This window comes from Allobosea sp. MMO-172 (genome assembly GCF_037147855.1).
Classification (GTDB): Bacteria; Pseudomonadota; Alphaproteobacteria; order Rhizobiales; family Beijerinckiaceae; genus Allobosea.
Window position 1 is genome coordinate 48,710 of the sequence record NZ_JBBCUM010000008.1, and the last position, 18,114, is coordinate 66,823.

At 66.5% G+C, this 18,114-nt stretch carries 15 protein-coding genes; 9 read left to right on the forward strand and 6 right to left on the reverse strand.

The genetic code is table 11. The features are described 5' to 3' along the window. Genes tssM through tssK form a run of 3 tightly spaced genes read right to left on the reverse strand, consistent with a single transcriptional unit; the run spans position 1 to position 6,431 of the window. Positions 1-3,639 (reverse strand): type VI secretion system membrane subunit TssM, encoded by a 3,639-nt coding sequence (gene tssM / locus WFK61_RS13575; protein ID WP_336812466.1) that lies wholly within the window; start codon positions 3,637-3,639, stop codon positions 1-3. Positions 3,640-3,651: 12 nt separating this feature from the next. Then, positions 3,652-5,097: a type VI secretion system protein TssL, long form gene (tssL, locus tag WFK61_RS13580; protein ID WP_336812469.1), complete on the reverse strand. Its 1,446-nt coding sequence runs from the start codon at positions 5,095-5,097 to the stop codon at positions 3,652-3,654. Continuing rightward, the gene (gene tssK / locus WFK61_RS13585) at positions 5,094-6,431 is read right to left on the reverse strand and encodes a type VI secretion system baseplate subunit TssK (RefSeq protein WP_336812470.1); all 1,338 of its coding nucleotides are present in this window, start codon (positions 6,429-6,431) and stop codon (positions 5,094-5,096) included. The genes tssL and tssK overlap by 4 nt, the downstream gene beginning before the upstream one ends. A gap of 176 nt (positions 6,432-6,607) precedes the next feature. Here tssK and WFK61_RS13590 point away from each other — a divergent pair, with 176 nt between their 5' ends. The 3 genes from WFK61_RS13590 (at position 6,608) to WFK61_RS13600 (ending at position 8,373) form a co-directional block, all read left to right on the forward strand. Then, entirely contained in the window at positions 6,608-7,108 is a 501-nt protein-coding gene (locus WFK61_RS13590; protein WP_336812471.1) for a PAAR domain-containing protein, read from the forward strand. 67 nt (positions 7,109-7,175) lie between these two features. Next, positions 7,176-7,958, forward strand: coding sequence for a hypothetical protein (locus WFK61_RS13595; protein WP_336812473.1), 783 nt, complete (start codon positions 7,176-7,178; stop codon positions 7,956-7,958). A 61-nt stretch (positions 7,959-8,019) separates the two neighbouring features. Then, complete coding sequence (locus WFK61_RS13600; RefSeq protein ID WP_336812475.1) at positions 8,020-8,373, forward strand: RidA family protein; 354 nt, start codon at positions 8,020-8,022, stop codon at positions 8,371-8,373. A 150-nt stretch (positions 8,374-8,523) separates the two neighbouring features. Here WFK61_RS13600 and tagH read toward each other — a convergent pair whose 3' ends face one another. Genes tagH through WFK61_RS13615 form a run of 3 tightly spaced genes read right to left on the reverse strand, consistent with a single transcriptional unit; the run spans position 8,524 to position 12,392 of the window. Continuing rightward, the gene (tagH, locus tag WFK61_RS13605) at positions 8,524-9,912 is read right to left on the reverse strand and encodes a type VI secretion system-associated FHA domain protein TagH (protein ID WP_336812477.1); all 1,389 of its coding nucleotides are present in this window, start codon (positions 9,910-9,912) and stop codon (positions 8,524-8,526) included. A gap of 33 nt (positions 9,913-9,945) precedes the next feature. After that, complete coding sequence (locus WFK61_RS13610; protein ID WP_336812478.1) at positions 9,946-10,494, reverse strand: DUF6931 family protein; 549 nt, start codon at positions 10,492-10,494, stop codon at positions 9,946-9,948. 38 nt (positions 10,495-10,532) lie between these two features. Continuing rightward, the gene (locus WFK61_RS13615; protein ID WP_336812479.1) at positions 10,533-12,392 is read right to left on the reverse strand and encodes a type VI secretion system Vgr family protein; all 1,860 of its coding nucleotides are present in this window, start codon (positions 12,390-12,392) and stop codon (positions 10,533-10,535) included. Between the two features lie 118 nt (positions 12,393-12,510). Between WFK61_RS13615 and WFK61_RS13620 the strand changes: the two genes are divergently transcribed. The 6 genes from WFK61_RS13620 (at position 12,511) to WFK61_RS13645 (ending at position 18,113) form a co-directional block, all read left to right on the forward strand. Next, on the forward strand, positions 12,511-13,068 hold the full coding sequence (locus WFK61_RS13620; protein WP_336812481.1) for an OmpA family protein: 558 nt from the start codon (positions 12,511-12,513) through the stop codon (positions 13,066-13,068). Between the two features lie 70 nt (positions 13,069-13,138). After that, positions 13,139-14,575, forward strand: a complete 1,437-nt coding sequence (locus tag WFK61_RS13625; protein WP_336812483.1) for a type VI secretion system protein TssA — start codon at positions 13,139-13,141, stop codon at positions 14,573-14,575. Between the two features lie 122 nt (positions 14,576-14,697). Then, positions 14,698-15,228, forward strand: coding sequence for a type VI secretion system contractile sheath small subunit (tssB, locus tag WFK61_RS13630; protein WP_265059869.1), 531 nt, complete (start codon positions 14,698-14,700; stop codon positions 15,226-15,228). A 143-nt stretch (positions 15,229-15,371) separates the two neighbouring features. After that, positions 15,372-16,877 carry a type VI secretion system contractile sheath large subunit gene (gene tssC, locus WFK61_RS13635; protein ID WP_336812486.1) on the forward strand — a complete coding sequence of 502 codons (1,506 nt, stop codon included), beginning with the start codon at positions 15,372-15,374 and terminating at the stop codon, positions 16,875-16,877. Positions 16,878-17,013: 136 nt separating this feature from the next. Further along, complete coding sequence (locus WFK61_RS13640) at positions 17,014-17,496, forward strand: Hcp family type VI secretion system effector (RefSeq protein ID WP_336812488.1); 483 nt, start codon at positions 17,014-17,016, stop codon at positions 17,494-17,496. 68 nt (positions 17,497-17,564) lie between these two features. Beyond that, positions 17,565-18,113, forward strand: a complete 549-nt coding sequence (locus WFK61_RS13645) for a type VI secretion system baseplate subunit TssE (protein ID WP_336812490.1) — start codon at positions 17,565-17,567, stop codon at positions 18,111-18,113. Position 18,114 lies beyond the last annotated feature (1 nt).

The following is an 18,114-nucleotide window of genomic DNA, read 5'->3' on the forward strand; positions in this document are numbered from 1 at the left end:
TCAGATCCCGGTGGGGCAGCGGATTTCCCGCAGCGCTGGCAGGATCAGCGGGTTCTTGAGCGAGCCGACGCCGAAGGAATAGCCGACCTGCCGGCCGCCGGCATTCAGGTTGAAGCCGACATTGTCGCCCTGTTTCAGCACCGAGCCGGCATCGAGCAGGCGGAAGAAAGACCAGGTGCCGTCCTTCTCGAAAAGCTTCGCTTCGCCGCCCTGCGCGCCGCCACCCTGCTGGCCCGAGGAGAAGAAGCCGCCGCTGAACATGCCGCCGGACGCGTTGCCGCCGCCCCCGCCCAGCGTCAGCGTCACCGCCGTCTTGCCGACGCCGCCGCCCGGCCACATCACCGGGGTCGGCGTGTTGACGCCCTGCTGGCTCGTCACGGTGAAGCCGTTGATCTCCAGCTTGGCATTGGCGGCATCGGCCGAGAGCGCGGTCGGCGTCACCACCATCTGGAAGGAGGGCAGGTTGCCGCCGGTCGGGAAGAAGGCTTCCTTGATCTCGCTGGCGCGCTGGAATTCGCGCAGCGTCGTCGGCGAGAGCGCGCGGGCGACGCGGCTGTCGACGCGCCAGTTCCATTGTGGCTTCGAGGTATCGACGAAGGGCTCCAGCCGCTCCTTGTAGAACTTGTCCATGATCTGGCCGGGCGCGAAGAGCCGGGCGAAATCGGCGAGCGGCACGTCCCGCGTGCTCGCCTTGGTGAAGGGGTAGCGGTTGTTCATCACCTCGGTGCAGACGCGGGTGACCTGTTCGGCCAGCGCCTGCCGCAGCAAGGCAACGGTCGCGCCGGTGGCATCGCCCTCGAAGTCGTTGACCGCCTGGATCACCATGCCGTCGAAGGGGGCGGGATAGCGCGAGGAATTGGCGCGCAAGGTTGCGATCAGCGGCACGAGCGCGGCATTCGCGGCAGCCGACTGCGCCGGGTTGGTCGCGGCGGTCGCGAGGTTCTGGTTGATCTCCGAGAAGGTCTGCAGGAGCTGGTCCACGGGCCGGCGGCCGAGATCGCCATCGACGAGGACGTGGAAGGGCTTGAACTGGCTCTCGATATCCGCGCCGAGCGCAGTATCAGCCCCGCCGCCCGCCAGCACGCGGTCGACGCCGGGCGCCGCCAGCGGCAGGTTGGTGCCGAGGCGGCTCAAGGCGTTGCTGGCGCGCTGGGCCAGCGTATCGGCGGCGGCCTGGGCCGCAGCCTGCGCGACGGCCTTCTTGGCGTTGGGACGCTCCTTGGTGAGCTGCGTCTCGTCGCGCAGAGCCTCCAGCACCTGCTTGAAGGGCGAGGTCGCGGCCGAGATGGCGCTGAGCGCGACATAGCGCGGCTTGTCGGCATTGAGCGGCCTGAGCTTCAGGCGCTTCAGCATGCGCTGCCAGCTCGCGGCATAGTCGCGGCTGTAGAGCTTCATCAGGTCGGGGAAGAGCGTGGCGTATTGGGCGGTGATCGCCTGCTGGTCGAGGTTTTCGCCGAGCACCCAGCGCTCGCGCTCGATCTGGTCGCCGATATCGCCGAGCTTGGCGATGAAGGCGTTCTGGAAGCCGTCATAGGTGTAGAAATAGGGCACGCGGATCTGGTCGAGATCCTCGCCGGTGACGCCTTCGAAGACGAGACGCACATCCGAGCCGCCGCGCTGCGAGACGACCCAGTCCTTCTGGCTCTCGCTGCGGGACTGGGTGCGCAGGAGCTCATAGGCGCGCTCGGCGATGCTCAGGCGGCGCAGCGTGCGCTGGCTCTGCTCGATCAGCGACTGGTTGAGCTTGACGATCGGCTCGCCCGTGCCCTCGTCGAGATCGAGCATGGCAGCGAGATGTTCCTCCAGCGCCTCGCGGCCCTTGGCATTGGCCGGGCCGGGGAAGAGGTTCTCGGCCCAGTCGAGCCGCATCCAGGACGTCACGAGCTCGCGGTCCATCTTCGCCTGCCCGCCGACCATCATGTAGACCTTCAGCGCCTCGTAGACGAAGCCGGGATTGTTGGCGTTGGCTTCGAGCTGCTCCTCCAGCCGGAAGATGATGCGCGAGCGCAGCATGCGCTCCAGCGCCTGCTGATAGGTGATCTCGGTCGCGTTCTGCAGGCGGTCGCGCTGGCTCAGGCCGAAGGTGGCGAGCGTCGGCGTCGGCTCGGCCTTCGTCGCATAGCCCGCCGGCATGTTCCGCAACTTGTGCAGCAGCGGCAGGATGCGGCTGAAATTGCGGTCCGAGATCGTGGTTTCCTGCAACACGGGCGCTGCGGCGCTGCGATAATCCGAGAGGCCGTAATTGGTCGCGGTGATCAGGTCGCTGTTGCGCGAGAAGCTCGTCCACCAGAGGCCGAGCGCGGCCAGCGACAAGAGCGCGACCGTGGCGAAGCCGGCGATGCGCAGCGCTGTGGTTCGACGGGCGGCGCCGAGATCGGTCGAGACCCAGCCGGATTCGCCGATCACGACCTTCTGGATCAGCTCGGTCAGGAAGTAGCTCTTGCCCTTGCCGGAGAAGGAGGCTGCGCCGGCATGATCCGAGCCGAAATTGCGCGAGAGCGCGCCGATCAATTGATCGATCGGGGTGCCTTCCTGCGTGCCCGAAGTGAAATAGAAGCCACGCAAGGTCGCATTGGCGTGGTAGCGCGTCGGCTCGAAGACGCGGGTGAGGAAATCGACGATCCCGCGCTTCAGCGTCGCCATCTGGCTCGGGAAGCCGAAGATCTGGGCGCGCGCGGTCGGGTTGTGCTCGTCCTGCAGGCGGTCGGGCAGGCGCTCGTTCAGCCGCTCGATCAGCGCGTCATATTCCGGCGGCACGTCGCCGATCATGTTGCGGGTCTTGTCGGCGGTCTGGAAGGTATGGCCCCAGACCATGCGCCGCTGCGGCTCGGTCAACTGGCCGAAGAACTCGTTGAAGCCGGCGATCAGGTCCGCCTTGGTGAAGACTGCATAGACCGGGAAATCGACTTTCAGGCGCTCATGCAGTTCGAGCAGGCGGGCGCGGATCGCGTCGGCATGGGCGGCGATCTCCTCGGGCGAGGACGTCAGCAGATCCTCGACGCTGATCGCGACGAGCACGCCGTTGATGGGTTGGCGCGGGCGGTTGGTCTTGAGCAGGTCGAGGAACGAAAACCAGCTCGACTTCTCGGCCCTGGTGTCGGTGTCCTGCGTCGTATAGCGACCGGCGGTATCGATCAGCACCGCATCCTCGGCGAACCACCAGTCGCAATAGCGCGTGCCGCCGGAACCGGCGACGGCGGCCGGCGTCGTGCCGCGCGCGAGCGGGAATTTCAGGCCGGAATTGACCAGTGCCGTGGTCTTGCCGGCGCCGGGCGGGCCGATGATCACGTACCAGGGCAGGTCGTAGAGATAATCGCCACCCTTGCCCCGCGCGCTTTTCAGCGTCGCGAGCGCATCCTTCATCGCGCTGGAGAGGGCGGCGCCATCGCCGGTCGATTCTTCCTTTTGCAGCGCCTCGGTCAGCGCGGCGGTCGCCTTGCGGCGGCGGATGACGATGAGGGCGATCCAGGCGAGGGCGCCCACCAAAAGAAGCACGGCGACGGTTAAGCGCACCCAGAAGGATTCGAGCGGCCGGACCTCGCCAAACGCGACGAAGGGGCCGCCGAACCAGAACAGCGCGGCGAGCGCGAGCGTGCCGACCAGGATGGCCACGATACGGAGCCAGGTGGCGAGATTCATAAGATCGCCCTCCTAGTTCTGACGCTGGATCAGGATTTCGACGCGCCGGTTCTGGGCGCGGCCGTCGGCGGTGGTGTTGGGCGCGATCGGCGTGTCGGCGCCCTTGCCCTCGAAGCTGATCCGGTCCGGCTTGCTGAGCTTGGCCCTCAGCCCGTCGCCGACCGCCTTGGCGCGGGCCTGCGAGAGCTCGACATTGGAGGGGAAGCGGGCGGTGCGGATCGGCACGTTGTCGGTATGGCCGACGACCTTGATGGCGCCGCCCTCCTGCTCCAGCACGGCGGCGATGCGCTCGATCAGGGGCTGGAACTCGGCGCGCACGGCGGCTTGCCCCGGCTCGAACAGGGTGATGCCGACGAGGCGGACGATGACGACGTTCGGCGTTACCAGGCAGACGATCGGTGGCTGCACGGCGGCGCAGACCTTGGGCGGCTGCGGCGGAGGCGGGGGAGGCGGCGGCGGGGCCGAGAAGACCTTGCGCATGATGCCGATCTCGCCCTTGGGATGGACCGAGAGCAGGGCGGTCGAGGCCGCCTCGGCATTGCCGGCGAGCAGCGCGCGGAAGACGAAATAGACGCCGAGCAAGGCGACGGCGGCGATCGCCGCCACCGACCAGACCGGCACCTTGAACCCGGCGACTGCCTGCGCGATCGCCTGTCCGCGCCAGCGCGGCGACAATTCGGGATCGGGCTGCTTCACCCGGCGCAGCGTCTCGAACAGGTTGCGCTGGATCATCTGGAGATTGTTGGCGCCGCCGGCAGAGGTCCGGTGGATGCCCTGGAAGCCGAGTGCCAGGCAGGCATGCATCAATTCGAGCAGGTCGTAATTGACCGATGGGTCGGCCTTGGCCTTGTCGAGCATTTCGAAGAAGCGCACGCCGCCGATGCGTTCGCCGAAGAAGCGCGAGAGCATGCTGTATTGCGTCCAGACATGGCGGTCGTCGCCGGGAATGTTCTGGACGATGTCGTCAGCCGTGGCGGCGATGACGTATTTCGCGGTCTGCGCCGTATCGGCCGAGACGCCGGCAGCGCGGACCTCATGCTCGAAGGCCTCGATCGTCTCGCCGACCTGCCCGAGGAGCTGGGCGAAGGGCGCGTTGGAGAGATTGGCGCGCATCCGCCCGAGCAGGAGCAGGAGCGGGCCGGCCGCGCGCAGCAGCGGGTTGGCATTGGGTGTCAGCAACTGGTCGCGGCGCGGCAGGGCTTGGCCGCCTCCCGAAGGCGGCGGAGCCTGCTGGCGCTGCGGGATCGGCGCAGCTTGAGACATCCATTCGTCGCCGGTGCCGGGCACGCCGGGCGAGGGCACTTGAGGAGGCTGATAGGGCTGGGGTGTCTGCGGCGCGCTTGGGGCCGGCGTGGCGGGAGCGGGCGGCAGGGGCGCGCGGCGCCCGCCGGGGTTCGGCCTGATGATCGTCCGCTCCGAGCGGCCGAACGGATCTGAGGGCGAACCCGGATCGCTCATCGCCTGCCCTCCAGAACGGCCCAGAACTCGAGTTCGAGATCGGGCCAGTCACCGGAAAAATGCATGCCGATCGAACTCGCCGTCGAGAATTCCGGCCAGAGCGGCGAGGTGCGGTCGAGATAGAAGTATACATGATCCGTGAGCGCGCGGATCTGGGGCGGCGGCGTCGGCAGGTGGACGAGATTGATGCCCGGCAGATGGGCATGCACGATCTCGTTCATCTTGGTGTTGGGGCCGACCTTGAAGAGCTGGGGGAACTGCGCCTGGATCTCGGTCAATGGCCGGCGCGCCGCCACTTCCAGCACCAGCGTGGCGTTGCGCACGAGGCTGCGGTCGCGGATCGTCGACATGAAGGCGTTCTGCGCCCGCTCGACGATCTCCAGCCGGATCGCCCGGCGGCCGAGATTGGCCGAGAGGAAGTCCTGGATGTCGCGCACGACCGGTGCGAAGCAGTTCTCCAGGTCGTCATGGTCATAGGCCGGATAGTCGCGGGCGCGGCGCTCGGCCGTGGTGAAGGTCGCCAGCTCGCCGGCGAGCGCGACGAAGGTCGAGAACAGCCGCTCGGGATGAACGAAGCGCGACCGGCGCATGTGCTTGAGCACAGGGATGTTGCGGTTGAGGAGCTGGAGCACGAAATAATCGGCGCTCTGCAGGCCGCCGCCCGCCGTCGGATCGGCGGCATAGCGGGCGAGTTCCTCCAGCTTGTTGTCGATCCAGCCGATGACGCGGTCGAGCCAGCCCTCGATCACCGGATAGGCCGAGCAGACCAGCACCGGCGGGGCGAATTTCTCGTCGAAGAGGATGGCGCGGTCGCGCACTTCGAGGATGCGACCGAGAGCGAGCCCGACATAGCCGGCCTTCGAGGTCTTGCGCAGCTCCAGCGTCAGGCGCGGATGGGCGACGTCGATCTCTTCTTCCGTCCGCAGCGAGGCGGTGGAATCGATCAGCATCTCGGTCGCCGGGACATAGCGGCTGGCCGAGCCGTTCAGCGTGTCCTCGACCTCCCGCGTATTGGCGGCGGCGAGCGGCAGCGAGAGCCAGACGATCTGGCCGGCAGCGTTCTCCGGCACCTCGATCGCGGCGGGTAATGGACTGTTATCGGGCAGCGCGAAGGGCGTGCCGTCCGGCATCACGCCGGCGGCGCGGCGCAGGCCGATGCGGCTCTGCTGGGCGAGGTCGCGGTCGATCTCCAGCACCGAGAAGCCCCATGGATAGGGCGTGACGTTCCTGACGCGGCTTTCCAGCAGGTTTTCGAGGTAGCGGTCGCTCTGCTGGAAGTGGTGCGGCCTGAGAAACAGTCCTTCCGACCAGACGACCTTGCTGTACCACGACATTCCGGTCTCGCTCACTCGAAGGCAGGCTCGGCGAGCTTATACGGGTCCTGCCCAAGCGTCACCAAACGAATGCTAGCGCGTCGTTCGGGCACCGCCGTCATTGACTTGAAGGATGCGGGGGCGCGAATTTCGCGGCAGTCCTCGGAAGAACGAATCCGTTCGAGCAGGAGGCCTGCATGCCCAAGGGACCGGCCGCACGCATCATGGATCAGGTGCTGCACCCGCTGCCGGGCATGCTCATGCCCGGACCAGGCAGTATGAACGTGATCATCGGCGGGAAGCCCGCCTGGCGCGGCGTGCCGGCTGCAGCCGCCGCGGCGCTCCAGGCGGCGAAGCAGGTCTCCGACGCGGCCTTGCAGGTGGCGGCAGGGGCTACGCTGGCCGCGGCCGGAACGCCCGGCGCGCCTGCTGCCAAGGCGGCGGAGGAAGCAGCCAAGACGGCGGCGCTCTCGGCCATGAGCTCCGCGATCACCAGCGGAGCGGGGGGCGCCGACATCCATAACTGCCTGACGCTGATGCCGCCGCAGCCGCATGGGCCGGGCGTGGTCATCGACGGCTCGCAGACCGTGCTGATCAACAACCTGCCGGCCTGCCGGGTGGGCGATACGATCCTGGAGGCGCTCGGCCCGCCCAACAAGATCATGATGGGCCTGCCAGCCGTGATCATCGGCGGCTGATGTCAGATTGATTCAAGGCAGCGGTGGAAGCCGTTGAAACGGAATCGTTTTCTCGCTGCGAGGTGCGATGGCGAAGAGCAGGCGGACGGTCCCGGACCGGGCGGAGGCGAAGCTGGAACGCTTCCGCCACAAGACGGTGCAGCGCCTGTCCTCGGACCAGCGCCGGGCGAAGAACCATGGGCTCGCGCGCAACGGGCGCGTCGCCGAGACGCTCTGCTTCATGGCGCTGATCCGCGATCCCGCGCGACGCAAGCGCCCGATCTTGCCGGTGCCGAACGTGAGCTGCACCGCGGCGGTGCGCCAGTTCTTCCGAGCCGACGATGGCGAGCAGGCGGCGCATCTCCTGCCCGGCCAGATCTCGATCGACGGCGCCTTTCCCTGGCTGTTTCTGGCAGGACCGGCGGCGCGGCAGCTGGAAAACCTCTTCGCCTATGTCGAGCCGCTGCGGGCCGACTACAACAAGGCCGATTCCGCTGCCGAGGCGAATGGCCTGACCGATGCCTTTGCCGATGCCTGCCGGCAGGTTCTTACGGCCAAGGGCGACGCTGCCGCCGATATCGTCGCGGCTTATGAGCAGGTCTGGATTCCGGGCGCGCTTGCCGCCTTTGCTGCGGCCGAGGCGCAGAAGCGCAGCAAGCCGACCCCGCCGCCGATCGAGCGCGGTGTCGGCCTGGAATACGGCATGATCCTGAATTTCGAGGAGCGCATGGCCGCCTTCGAGGACGACTCGATCTGGGCGACCTACGAGCAGCTCAGCATCCTCGGCTACTACAAGGCGGCGATGGACGAGCCGCCGCGCCAGCTCAAGCTGCAGGCGATCCGCGAGATCCTGGCGCTGCCGCCGGCTTGACCGGGCGCGGTTGGCGGGCGAAGCGGGCTCGTTCCCTTTTCCCGCGACAGGACGCAAGACCATGACCATCGAACGTATCGGCCTCGCCGCCCGCTACTGCGACGCTGCCATCTTCAACGGCATCATCTTCCTCGCCGGCCATGTCGCCGAGAAGACCGAAGGCGCTTCGCTGACCGAGCAGACCGAGGAAGTGCTCGCGCTGCTTGAGGATACGCTGGCGCAGGCCGGCAGCCGCAAGGAGCGCATCCTCAGCGTCCAGATATTCCTCACCGATATCAGCAAGATCGGAGAGATGAACGCGGTCTGGGACAAGTGGGTGGCGAAAGGTCATTCGCCTGCCCGCGCGACCGTCGAGGCGAAGCTGGCCTCACCCGGCTACGCCATCGAGATCACTGCGGTCGCGGCGAAGGGTTGAGCCCAGCCCGCCCGACGCTGATCCAGCGATGTCATCCCGGGCGAAGCGAAGCGCAGACCCGGGATCCATTCCGGAACGGTTCAGGCACGGATCCCGGATCGGCGCGGCTTTGCCGCTTGTCCGGGATGACATCCGGGGAGGAGAGAGCGGCTACTTCCCGCCGCGGTCGTAGCACTCGGCGAAATAGATCATGAAGGCGTCGACGAGACCGTTCTCGTAAGGCGCGGTCTTGGCGTCCCAGCGGGCGACATAGGCCTCCCACATCTTGGCCTTGCGCGACCCGATCAGGCCGCCGAGGCCGCCATCCTGCGCGGTGGCCTCGTTGATCGCCTGCGGATCGAGGTCCTCGACCAGCATCTTGAGCGCGTGCTGCATGGCCGAATAGGTCTTGATCTGGTGGGCCTTGAGATCGCGGAAGCTCTCGTCGAAGGCGCGCTTGGCGTCGAGATAGCCGCTGCGCGGCTGGCCGAAGATCAGTTGCAGGGCGTCATCGACCGTCGGCGAGAATTTCAGCGGGTTGTTGTCCTGCGCCTGGATCATCGTCTGGCTGGTGCTGCGGGCGATACGCTTCGTCTCGGCGCGGGCGGCGAGCAGCCCTTTCAGCTCCTCGGCGATCAAACGCATCAGGCCGCCAAGCTGTTCGGCGAAGGCACCGGGGTCCTGCGTCGACATCGCTTGCGGGGAGACGCCGGCCCCCTTGGCGAAGCGCTGCATGAACTCGCCCATCGAGATCGGCACGGCTGCGCCCGGCGGCGGCGAGGGCTCGGCCAGGAAAGGCGGTGGTGCAGGAGGCGGCGTGAAGGCCGGTTCGGGAGGCTGCTCAGCCGCCGTCTCGGGCAGAGGCGCGTCTTCGGCCGGCTCGTCCCACGGATTGGCGCCGGCCGGGGCGCTCGCCGGCGGGCGGCGCGGCGTCGGGATCGGCGCGACCGGCTCCTCCGACGGAAGGGGCTGCGGCTGGAGCGGCGCCCAGGCGAATTCGTCGTTGCGTGCGGCCGGCGGCGACCAGTCCCGCGCGGGCGGCGGGGCCGGTTCCGCGCTCGGGGCCGGGATATCGGCGGCCCAATCGATGAAGCCGGCATGGACCGGCCTGGCATGGTTCGGCGGCATCAGGTCGCGGCGGGCGATCGGCGGGGCCGCGTCCTCGCTCGGCGCCCACAGCGATTCCGGCTGGGCCGCGTAGGATGGCGGTGGAGCGGCTGCGCCGGAGGCCTGTCCGGCCTCGTCGTCGATGGCGACGGCGATGATGTAGTGGCCGATCTCCAGCCGGTCGCCGTTCTGGAGCCGGTAGGGCGACTGCACGCGATGCTCGCCGCCATTCACGAAGGTGCCGTTGGTCGAGATGTCGCGCAGCCACCAGCCGCCGTCGCGGAAGCGGATCTCGCAATGGCGGCCGGAGACGGCGCGCGAGGGATCGGGCAAGGCCCAGTCGAGATGCTGGTCGCGGCCGATATCGAGCCCGCGCCCGCCGCTGGTGGTTACGCTGAGCGGGCCGCCATCCGGCAGCGAGGTCTCGTTCTCGATCGTCAGTGTCAGCGCCATCGCGGACGTCCTGTTCCGGCTCGTGCAGAAAGGTCAGCGCTTGCCGGCATCGTCTTCAGCCAAACGAATGCATGCTTCGACGCAGGCGCGCAATGCGCTGTCGCGCTCGCGCGCCGGCAGGCGGTTGATCGCATTGAGCACCGCGATCCGGGCCATCTTGGCGGTGAGGTCCGGCGGCGTCGGGATGGGATGGGTCTCCGACATGCTGCCGCCGGAATAGCCGGCCGCCCAGGCGACGAAGGTGCCAGGCCGCGCGCTGTCGCCGGTCTGCGCCTGACGCAGCGCCTCGAAGCGGGTCTTGTCGCCGGGCTCGCGCACCCAGGCCTCGGCTGCCGTCAGGCCGGGGTCCTGCGATCCGGGCGGCTGCATCGCGCGGACCGCCTGCAGCGCCCACCAGACCGTCTCGCGCCGCGGCAGCAGGAAGGCGCAGAAGCTCGCCGCCTCCGTCGGAGCGGGGCCCCTGACCAGCCGGCCGAGGAAAGCCAGCGGCGGCTCGTTGGTCGGCGCCATCGTGACGGCCTGACGGGCCGCTGGATAGGTCTCGAACACTTCGCGGGCAGTGCTGAAGCGCAGGCGTGACATGGAGGCTCCGGCCGTTCTCGTCTCTGGTTTGTCTCGGCTCAGTTGATGTTGACCATCGGGGCGTTGACGGTGAGGATGCCATCGCTTTTCACCTCCGTCAGCGCCTGGCTATGGATCGTGATCTTCGGCGACCTGATCTCGATGCTGCCGGGCGTCATCTTGATCGTGCTCTCGCCGACCTTGAGGTTGATCTCCCTGAGCGCCTCGACGTCGAGCTTGCCGTCCTGGATGTCGAGCTTGTCGTCGCCCTTCTTCAGCGTGGTCTCGCGCGAATAGCCGCCATCCTGATAGCGTTCGCCGATCTCGCGGGTCTCGATGTTGTTGACCGTGATCTTGTGGTCCTTCTCGGTCCGGATCTCCAGGACCTCCCGATCCTTGCGGTCCTCGAACTTGATCTCGTTATAGGTGTCGGAGAAGCCGGCGCCGTCCGTCGATTCCGACTTGAGGCCGGACTGGGTCTTGTTGGCCGGCAGGTCGTAGGGCGGCTTGTGCTGGTCGTTGACGACGGCGCCGACGACCAGCGGCAGGTCCGGATTGCCCTCGATATATTCGACGATCACCTCCTGGCCGATGCGGGGGATGATCTGGCCGCCCCAGCCCTTGCCGGCCCACATCTGCGCGACGCGGGTGCGGCAGGAGGTCGAGCCGTCCTCGCGGTCCCAGTGGAAGCGCAGCCAGATGCGGCCGTATTCGTCGACGTCGATATCGCCTTCCTCGCCCTGGTTCTTCTCGCCGACGACCTTGGCGGTATGCGGCCCGTAGACCGTCGGGCGCGGCGTCACGATCGGCGCGCGGAAGCGCTTGTCGCTCTTCTGGAGCTCGTAGGAGCCGTGATAGAGCGCCTCGTCCCGGCGTCCCGACGAGCGGTAGCTCTGGATGCCGTAGGCATGGGTCGCGCGGACGACGATGTACTCGCTGTTCTCGGCGCCGGTCGGGTGCTCGATCAGCTTCATCAATGCGCCGGGATAGAGGCTTGCGGCATCGCCGCCGGCATAGCGGCGGTCGTCCTGCGCCTGCTCGGCCTGCGCCATCACGCGGGCGAAATGCTCGCCCTGGTCGCGCTTGGTATAGGCGGCCGGGTAGTCGTAGGCCTCGTAGGACTTGGCCTTGGGGAAGCCTTCCTCGGCGCGGGCGGTGAGGTCGGACTCGGATTTCTCGAAATCATAGTCCTTGAGCTCGAACTTGCCGGTACGCAGGCGGCGGATCGTCGACCAGTGCGTGAGATGCTCGACCATGCTGCGCGGAAAGCGGTTGCCTTGCGGCACGAAGGCATAGGCCGAGGCGTCGCCCTGGAAGCTCGGCTCGGCCGCGGCCGTGACCTGATCATGGGCGGAGCGCGAGTCGCAGAGCACGAGCTTGTGGTCGCCCTCGCTGTGCTTGAAATAATAGTAGATGCCGTACTGCTCCATCAGGCGCAGCACGAAGTCGAGATCGGTCTCGCGATACTGGACGCAATAGTCGATCGGCTGGAGCGTCTCGCTGGTGCGGTCGTCGAAGCTCGCCGAGCCCTCCTTCTTGAAGATCTCCTTGATGATGTCGAGCGCGGTCTTGTTCTTGAAGATCCGGCAATCGGCCCGCTGCGACAGCAGCCAGAGCCAGGGCTTGAGCGTGAACCGGTAGATATAGAGATCGTCCTGCTTCCCGAGCCATTGCGCATCGACCAGCGTGCCGTTGAAAACGCGCTCGCTCTTGTTCTTGAGCGTGAATTTGATCGCGCATTTCTCGCTCATGATGCTTTGCAGATCGGCGTTCTCAGTCTTGCTGATCGTCTCGATATTATAAGTGAATAATTCGCTCAAAGATTCGCTGGCTTCGAACTTGATAAGTGTAAATTCGTCTTTTCCCGCAGGTGTCGAGAAAGACGCAGTGCTGTGTTCTTGTCCAAGAGCGGAGGACATCAACTGAACCTTTCGATTCGCGGATCTATTTTTATCTTGACGTAGGTGATTTCTGGGTTCATCCTTCCATCCCTAAGTCATCAACTGCCAGACGGCGAAACCCAGCGGGAGTGTTCCCATGCGCAAGCAGCCCGGCTTCACTGCCTTTGTCGCTCTGACCGGCGCCTTGGTTCTCTTCACGGCCAACGGTGCGGGGGCGCAGACCTACAAGGCCGACGACATCGTCAAGCATTTCGGGGCGGCGCCGGCGCCGAAACCCGCCGTGACGCGCGGGCTCTGCGTCGGCACCGAGGCCGAATGCGCCAGGGCCGGCCAGGTGGTCGAGCCGGCCAAGCCGGTCAGCGCCTTCGATCTCGTCGTGAAGTTCAAATACAATTCCGACGAGCTGGAGCCCGAGGCCAAGCTCAATCTCGACGAGTTCGCCAAGGCGCTGAAGACCCCGCAGCTCGCGAAGCAGACCTTCATGGTCGAGGGGCACACCGACGCTGCCGGCAACGCCAACTACAACCTCAACCTGTCGCAGCGTCGGGCCCAGGCCGTGGTGCGCTATCTCGGCGGGCATGGCGTCAACGCTTCCAAACTGGTTGCCAAGGGTTATGGGCAGAGCAAGCCGATCGCGGCCGATCCGCTCTCCGGTGACAATCGCCGGGTCGAGACCCGCCTGCGCACCGAGTGAGGCAAGACGAGATGCGGCCGCGGCGAACCCGGCCGTGGCCGGGCCGCCGCTCCTGTGAGCGGGGAGAGCGATGGCGGGCCTGAATTTCGCCGAACTGACGAAGCCGATCTCGGCTGACGAGCCCTGCGGGCCGGATCTCGAAGACGATCTCGATTTCATGAATGCCACGGCGCGGCTCGAGGTCGCGCTGCCGGCCTCGTATTTCCGCCGCGACGACGATGGCCGGCAGGTCGCCTTCGACCGGACCAGCATCGAGTTTCCGGCCGCCTTCGCCGATCTCGGCAAGCTGCTGGAGCGTTCGCGCGATCTCCGGCTCTTCGTGCTCGCGGCGAAGCTGACGATCCTCAACCGCGACGTGCCGGGCTTCGCTGCCAGCCTCTCAGCCATGGCCGATCTCCTCGGCCTGTATTGGGAGGAGGCGCATCCGCGCGCGATGGACGGCGATTTCGTGATGCGCGAGGTCGCGCTGCAGGGGCTCGACGAACTGGCGACGGTGGTGCTGCCGCTGCAGCACGCGCCGCTTTTCGTCAGCCGCCGGATCGGGCCGTTCATGTTCCGCAGCCAGCTCGTGGCGAGCGGCGAGACCAAGCTGGTCGATGGCGAGCAGCATCCCGATGCCGGGGCGATCCAGGCGGCGCTGGGAGAGGTCGATGCCGACGATCTGGTCGCGGTCCTCGGCCATGTCGGCGCGGCGCGCGACGCGCTCGCGCGCCTGCGCTCGACCTGGCTGGAGAAGGCCGGTGTCGATCATCCCCTCGGCTTTCCGCGCCTGGCGGCGCTGCTGGACCAGATCGCCGCCTTCCTCGATGCGGCGGTCGCGCGGCGCGTCCCGGGCCATCAGGCGGCGGGGCCGGAGCCGGCGGCGACCGGTCCGCAGGGGTCGGCAGCAAACGCGGCAACCTTCAGTCCCGGCAGCCTTTCGAGCATCCTCCATGTGAAGGATACGCTCTCTGCCTGCCTCGGCTACTTTCGCAAAACCGAGCCTTCGAGCCCGGCCGTCCTGCTGATCGGGCAGGCGCAGCAGCTGATCGGAAAGTCGTTGATCGAGGTCATCCAGATCATGTTCCCCGACCAGGTGGACAAGGCGGTCTTCGAGATCGGCGACCAGCGCCGGTTCCGTCTGCCGCTCGAACGACTGCCCGCGCCCGACGGTTACGAAGCCGAGAGCGATGCGGACGAGAGCTACGGCGACAGTTCGGACGAGGCCGAGGATGGCTACGACGGGGATGCCGAAGCTTCCGAAGAGGGGAGCGAGGAGGAGGTTGCCGTCGAGGCGGCCGAGGCCGCTCCGGCCCCCGATACCGCGTCGTCCGCGATTGTGATCGGCAGCCGCGCGGATGCTGTCAGCGCGATGAGGGCGGTCGCCGCCTTCTATCGCCAGGTCGAGCCCTCGCACCCGACGCCGCTCCTCATGGACAAGGCCTGTGCGCTGGCGCAGCATGATTTCATGTCGCTTCTCGGCAACATCCTGCCAGATGTCGTGCCGTTGCCGGAGGCCGACAGCTAGGGAAGTTTTTCGTCATCGCCATGAACCTTCCGTCACGGTCGCGAGACTATATCGATGACGGGTGAAACCGGATAGGATGTCACGTTACGTCGGCGTGGCACGAATGCAGAGGGGCACGTCACATGGCCGGAGATTCTGGACAGAAGTTCATCCGCCGCAACAGGCCGCCTCGGGTCCACATCACCTATGAGGATCCGTACAATGCCGAGCAGAAGATCGAGCTGCCCTTTGTCATGGGCGTGATGGCCGATCTCTCGGGCAATGCCTCGGCGATCGACAAGCCCGACATCTCGCAGCGCAAGTTCCTCGACTTCGACATGGACAATTTCGATCAGCGCATGGCCGCGATCGAGCCGGCCGTGTCCTTCAACGTGCCCAACAAGCTGGGTGACGACAGCAACGAGAAGCTCTCGGTGGCGCTGAAGTTCTCCAAGTTCGAGGATTTCAATCCGGCCGCCATCGCCCGCCAGATCCCGGCGACGGCGAAGCTGCTGGAGGCGCGCGAGCAGCTCGCCAACCTGCTGCGCTACATGGACGGCAAGATGGCTGCCAGCGACCAGATCAAGGCGCTCCTGGCTGATCCGCAGCTGATGGCGGCGCTGAAGGACAGGCTCGGCAAGGGCGAGCCTTCCGAAGACAAGACGGCGAACTGAGGCAGGGCGCGGGCCCGGCCCCGGAGCGCCCCGCGCGAAACCGGTCACCGGCTTTCGCGGGAGCAGTGCTCCGGACGATCCGAAGCGATCCCGCCCGACGAGGCGGGGCAGGGCCTGCAGGCGGTTAAGCGAGCGAGGCGGCAATGGCAGCGGAAGCACAGACCCAACAGCCCGGCGGGGCAGCAGTCGAGACGCGCGAGATCGACGATTTCTCGGCGATCCTGAAGCAGAGTTTCAAGCCCAAGACGGAACGCGCGGCGACAGAGGTCGAGAACGCGGTCGCGACCCTGGTCAACCAGGCGCTGGCGGACCAGACCCTGATCAAGGGCGACGTCATCGACACGATCGAGGAGATGATCGCAAGGCTCGATGCGAAGCTGACCGAGCAGATGAACGAGGTGCTGCACGCACCCGAATACCAGAAGATCGAAAGCGCCTGGCGCGGTCTCAACTACCTCGTCTTCAATTCGGAGACGGATGCGCAGTTGAAGATCAAGGTGATGAACGTTTCGAAGAACGAGCTCTACCGCAATCTCAAGACGTTCCCCGGCGCGCGCTGGGACCAGAGCCCGCTGTTCAAGCAGGTCTACGAGCAGGAATTCGGCCAGCTCGGCGGCCAGCCCTTCGGCTGCCTCGTCGGCGACTATCATTTCAGCCATGTCCCGACCGACGTCCAGCTCCTGCGGGACCTGTCGAAGGTTGCGGCGGCGGCGCATGCCCCCTTCTTCGCTGGCGCCGACCCGACCCTGATGGGCATGGATGCCTGGACGGAACTGTCGAACCCGCGCGATCTCGGCAAGGTCTTCGACACGCCGGACTATGCGGCCTGGAAGGGCCTGCGCGACGCGGCCGATTCCCGCTATGTCGGCCTGTGCCTGCCGCGGGTGCTGTCGCGGGTGCCCTATGGCGCCAAGTCCGAGCCGGTCGAGGAATTCGCCTTCGAGGAGGATACCGACGGGCACAAGGGCGAGAAATACGCCTGGATGAACGCGGCCTATGCGATGGCGGTCAATATCAACCGCGCCTTCAAGGAATATGGCTGGTGCACGCGCATCCGCGGCGTCCAGTCGGGCGGTGAGGTGCTCAATCTGCCGACGCATACATTCCCGACGGATGATGGCGGCGTCGACCTGAAATGCCCGACCGAGATCGCGATCAGCGACCGGCGCGAGGCGGAACTGGCGAAATCCGGCCTGATCCCGCTGATCCATCGCAAGAACACCGACAAGGCCGCCTTCATCGGCGCCCAGTCGCTCTACAAGCCCAAGGCCTTCTCGGGGCCGGACGGCGTGGCGGCCACCGCATCGGACAATCTGTCGTCGCGGCTGCCCTACATGTTCGCGGTCTCGCGCTTCGCGCACTACCTGAAGTGCATGGTTCGCGACAAGATCGGCTCCTACAAGGAAAAGGAGCCTCTGCGCCGCTGGCTGCAGGAGTGGATCACCGACTATGTCGACGGCGATCCGGTCAATTCCAGCGAAGAGACGAAGGCGCGACGCCCGCTCTCCGATGCGCGCATCGACGTCTTCGAGGACGAGGAGAACCCTGGCTACTACTCAGCCAAGTTCTATCTGCGGCCGCACTTCCAGCTCGAAGGCATGGATATCGGCCTGAGCCTGGTCTCGCGACTGCCAGCTCCCAAGCAGTGACCGTCACCTGAACGGGTGACGGCGACAACGAGGATCTTCGGCGTGCCGGCCGGTCGAGGCCGGCGCGACAGGAGAAGTGCGTCCACAGCGGGCCCGCATCCGCGCGCCCAAGGCAATTCCTACCCTGGAGGTAACAATGGCTAGCGACTTCCTGCTCGAGATCGAAGGCATCAAGGGCGAAAGCAAGGACAAGGTCCACAAGGATACGATCGAGGTCGATTCCTTCTCCTGGGGCATCAGCAATGCGGGCTCGCATGCGTCCAATACGGGCGGCGGCGCCGGCAAGGCGAGCTTCCAGGACATCCATTTCACGGCCTCGGTCGGCAAGGCCTCGGCCAACCTGGCCCTGTCCTGCGCCAGCGGCAAGCACATCAAGAAGGCGGTGCTCTTCGTGCGCAAGCAGGGCGAGACGCAGCAGGACTACTATGTGGTCACGCTGGAGGACCTGCTGGTGTCGAGCTACCAGTCCGGCGACGCCGCCGGCGGGTCGAGCATCCCGACCGATCAGTTCTCGCTGAACTACGCCAAGATCAAATACGAGTACAAGCCGCAGAAGCAGGATGGCTCGCTCGATGCGCCGATCACCATGACCTGGGACATCAAGGCCAAGGCCAAGTGATCTGAAGCGCGCCGGCCCCGGCATCCTGCCGGGGCCGGCGCCTTGCCTTGCTGCCGGTGTCTCAGCCCATGGTCGATCCCGTCTCGAAGAAGCGGCTGCGGCCGCCCCTGATGTTCGCTTTCCGGGAGGCGCATCTGGAAAAGGATGCGAGGACCGCGCTCGACCTGCGGGACGAGGGCGGTGAGCGTGTGATCGCGCCGCGCCGCGCCGCGCCCAGGGCGGCCATTACGGAGCAGAAGCTGCGCCGCGAGATCGCCGTCGATCTCGACGCCCTCGTCAACACCATCAATCTCGGCTCCTGCGTCGATCTCTCCGGGCTGGAGCATGTGCGCCGCTCGGTCCTCAACCACGGCTTTCCCGACATGACGCGGCTGTCGATCGACGAGCATCGCGTCGATGCGATCCGAGAGGACCTCGCCAATGTGCTGGTCGGCTACGAGCCGCGCCTGATCCGCAAATCGGTCGCCGTCGAGCGCGACGACGGCCTCGATCCGGCCGAGCTGAAGATCCGCTTCCTCGTTCGCGCCGATCTGAATTGCGAACCGCTCAATATTCCCGTCCAATTCGTCGCCGATCTCGAACTCGATACCGGCAAGATCGCGATCAAGGGGCGGTGAC

Coding starts and splice junctions, on each gene's coding strand:
- tssM (WP_336812466.1), bottom strand. CDS start 3,639: ATGAATCTCGCCACCTGGCTCCGTATCGTGGCCATCCTGGTCGGCACG.
- tssL (WP_336812469.1), bottom strand. CDS start 5,097: ATGAGCGATCCGGGTTCGCCCTCAGATCCGTTCGGCCGCTCGGAGCGG.
- tssK (WP_336812470.1), bottom strand. CDS start 6,431: ATGTCGTGGTACAGCAAGGTCGTCTGGTCGGAAGGACTGTTTCTCAGG.
- WFK61_RS13590 (WP_336812471.1), top strand. CDS start 6,608: ATGCCCAAGGGACCGGCCGCACGCATCATGGATCAGGTGCTGCACCCG.
- WFK61_RS13595 (WP_336812473.1), top strand. CDS start 7,176: ATGGCGAAGAGCAGGCGGACGGTCCCGGACCGGGCGGAGGCGAAGCTG.
- WFK61_RS13600 (WP_336812475.1), top strand. CDS start 8,020: ATGACCATCGAACGTATCGGCCTCGCCGCCCGCTACTGCGACGCTGCC.
- tagH (WP_336812477.1), bottom strand. CDS start 9,912: ATGGCGCTGACACTGACGATCGAGAACGAGACCTCGCTGCCGGATGGC.
- WFK61_RS13610 (WP_336812478.1), bottom strand. CDS start 10,494: ATGTCACGCCTGCGCTTCAGCACTGCCCGCGAAGTGTTCGAGACCTAT.
- WFK61_RS13615 (WP_336812479.1), bottom strand. CDS start 12,392: ATGTCCTCCGCTCTTGGACAAGAACACAGCACTGCGTCTTTCTCGACA.
- WFK61_RS13620 (WP_336812481.1), top strand. CDS start 12,511: ATGCGCAAGCAGCCCGGCTTCACTGCCTTTGTCGCTCTGACCGGCGCC.
- WFK61_RS13625 (WP_336812483.1), top strand. CDS start 13,139: ATGGCGGGCCTGAATTTCGCCGAACTGACGAAGCCGATCTCGGCTGAC.
- tssB (WP_265059869.1), top strand. CDS start 14,698: ATGGCCGGAGATTCTGGACAGAAGTTCATCCGCCGCAACAGGCCGCCT.
- tssC (WP_336812486.1), top strand. CDS start 15,372: ATGGCAGCGGAAGCACAGACCCAACAGCCCGGCGGGGCAGCAGTCGAG.
- WFK61_RS13640 (WP_336812488.1), top strand. CDS start 17,014: ATGGCTAGCGACTTCCTGCTCGAGATCGAAGGCATCAAGGGCGAAAGC.
- WFK61_RS13645 (WP_336812490.1), top strand. CDS start 17,565: ATGGTCGATCCCGTCTCGAAGAAGCGGCTGCGGCCGCCCCTGATGTTC.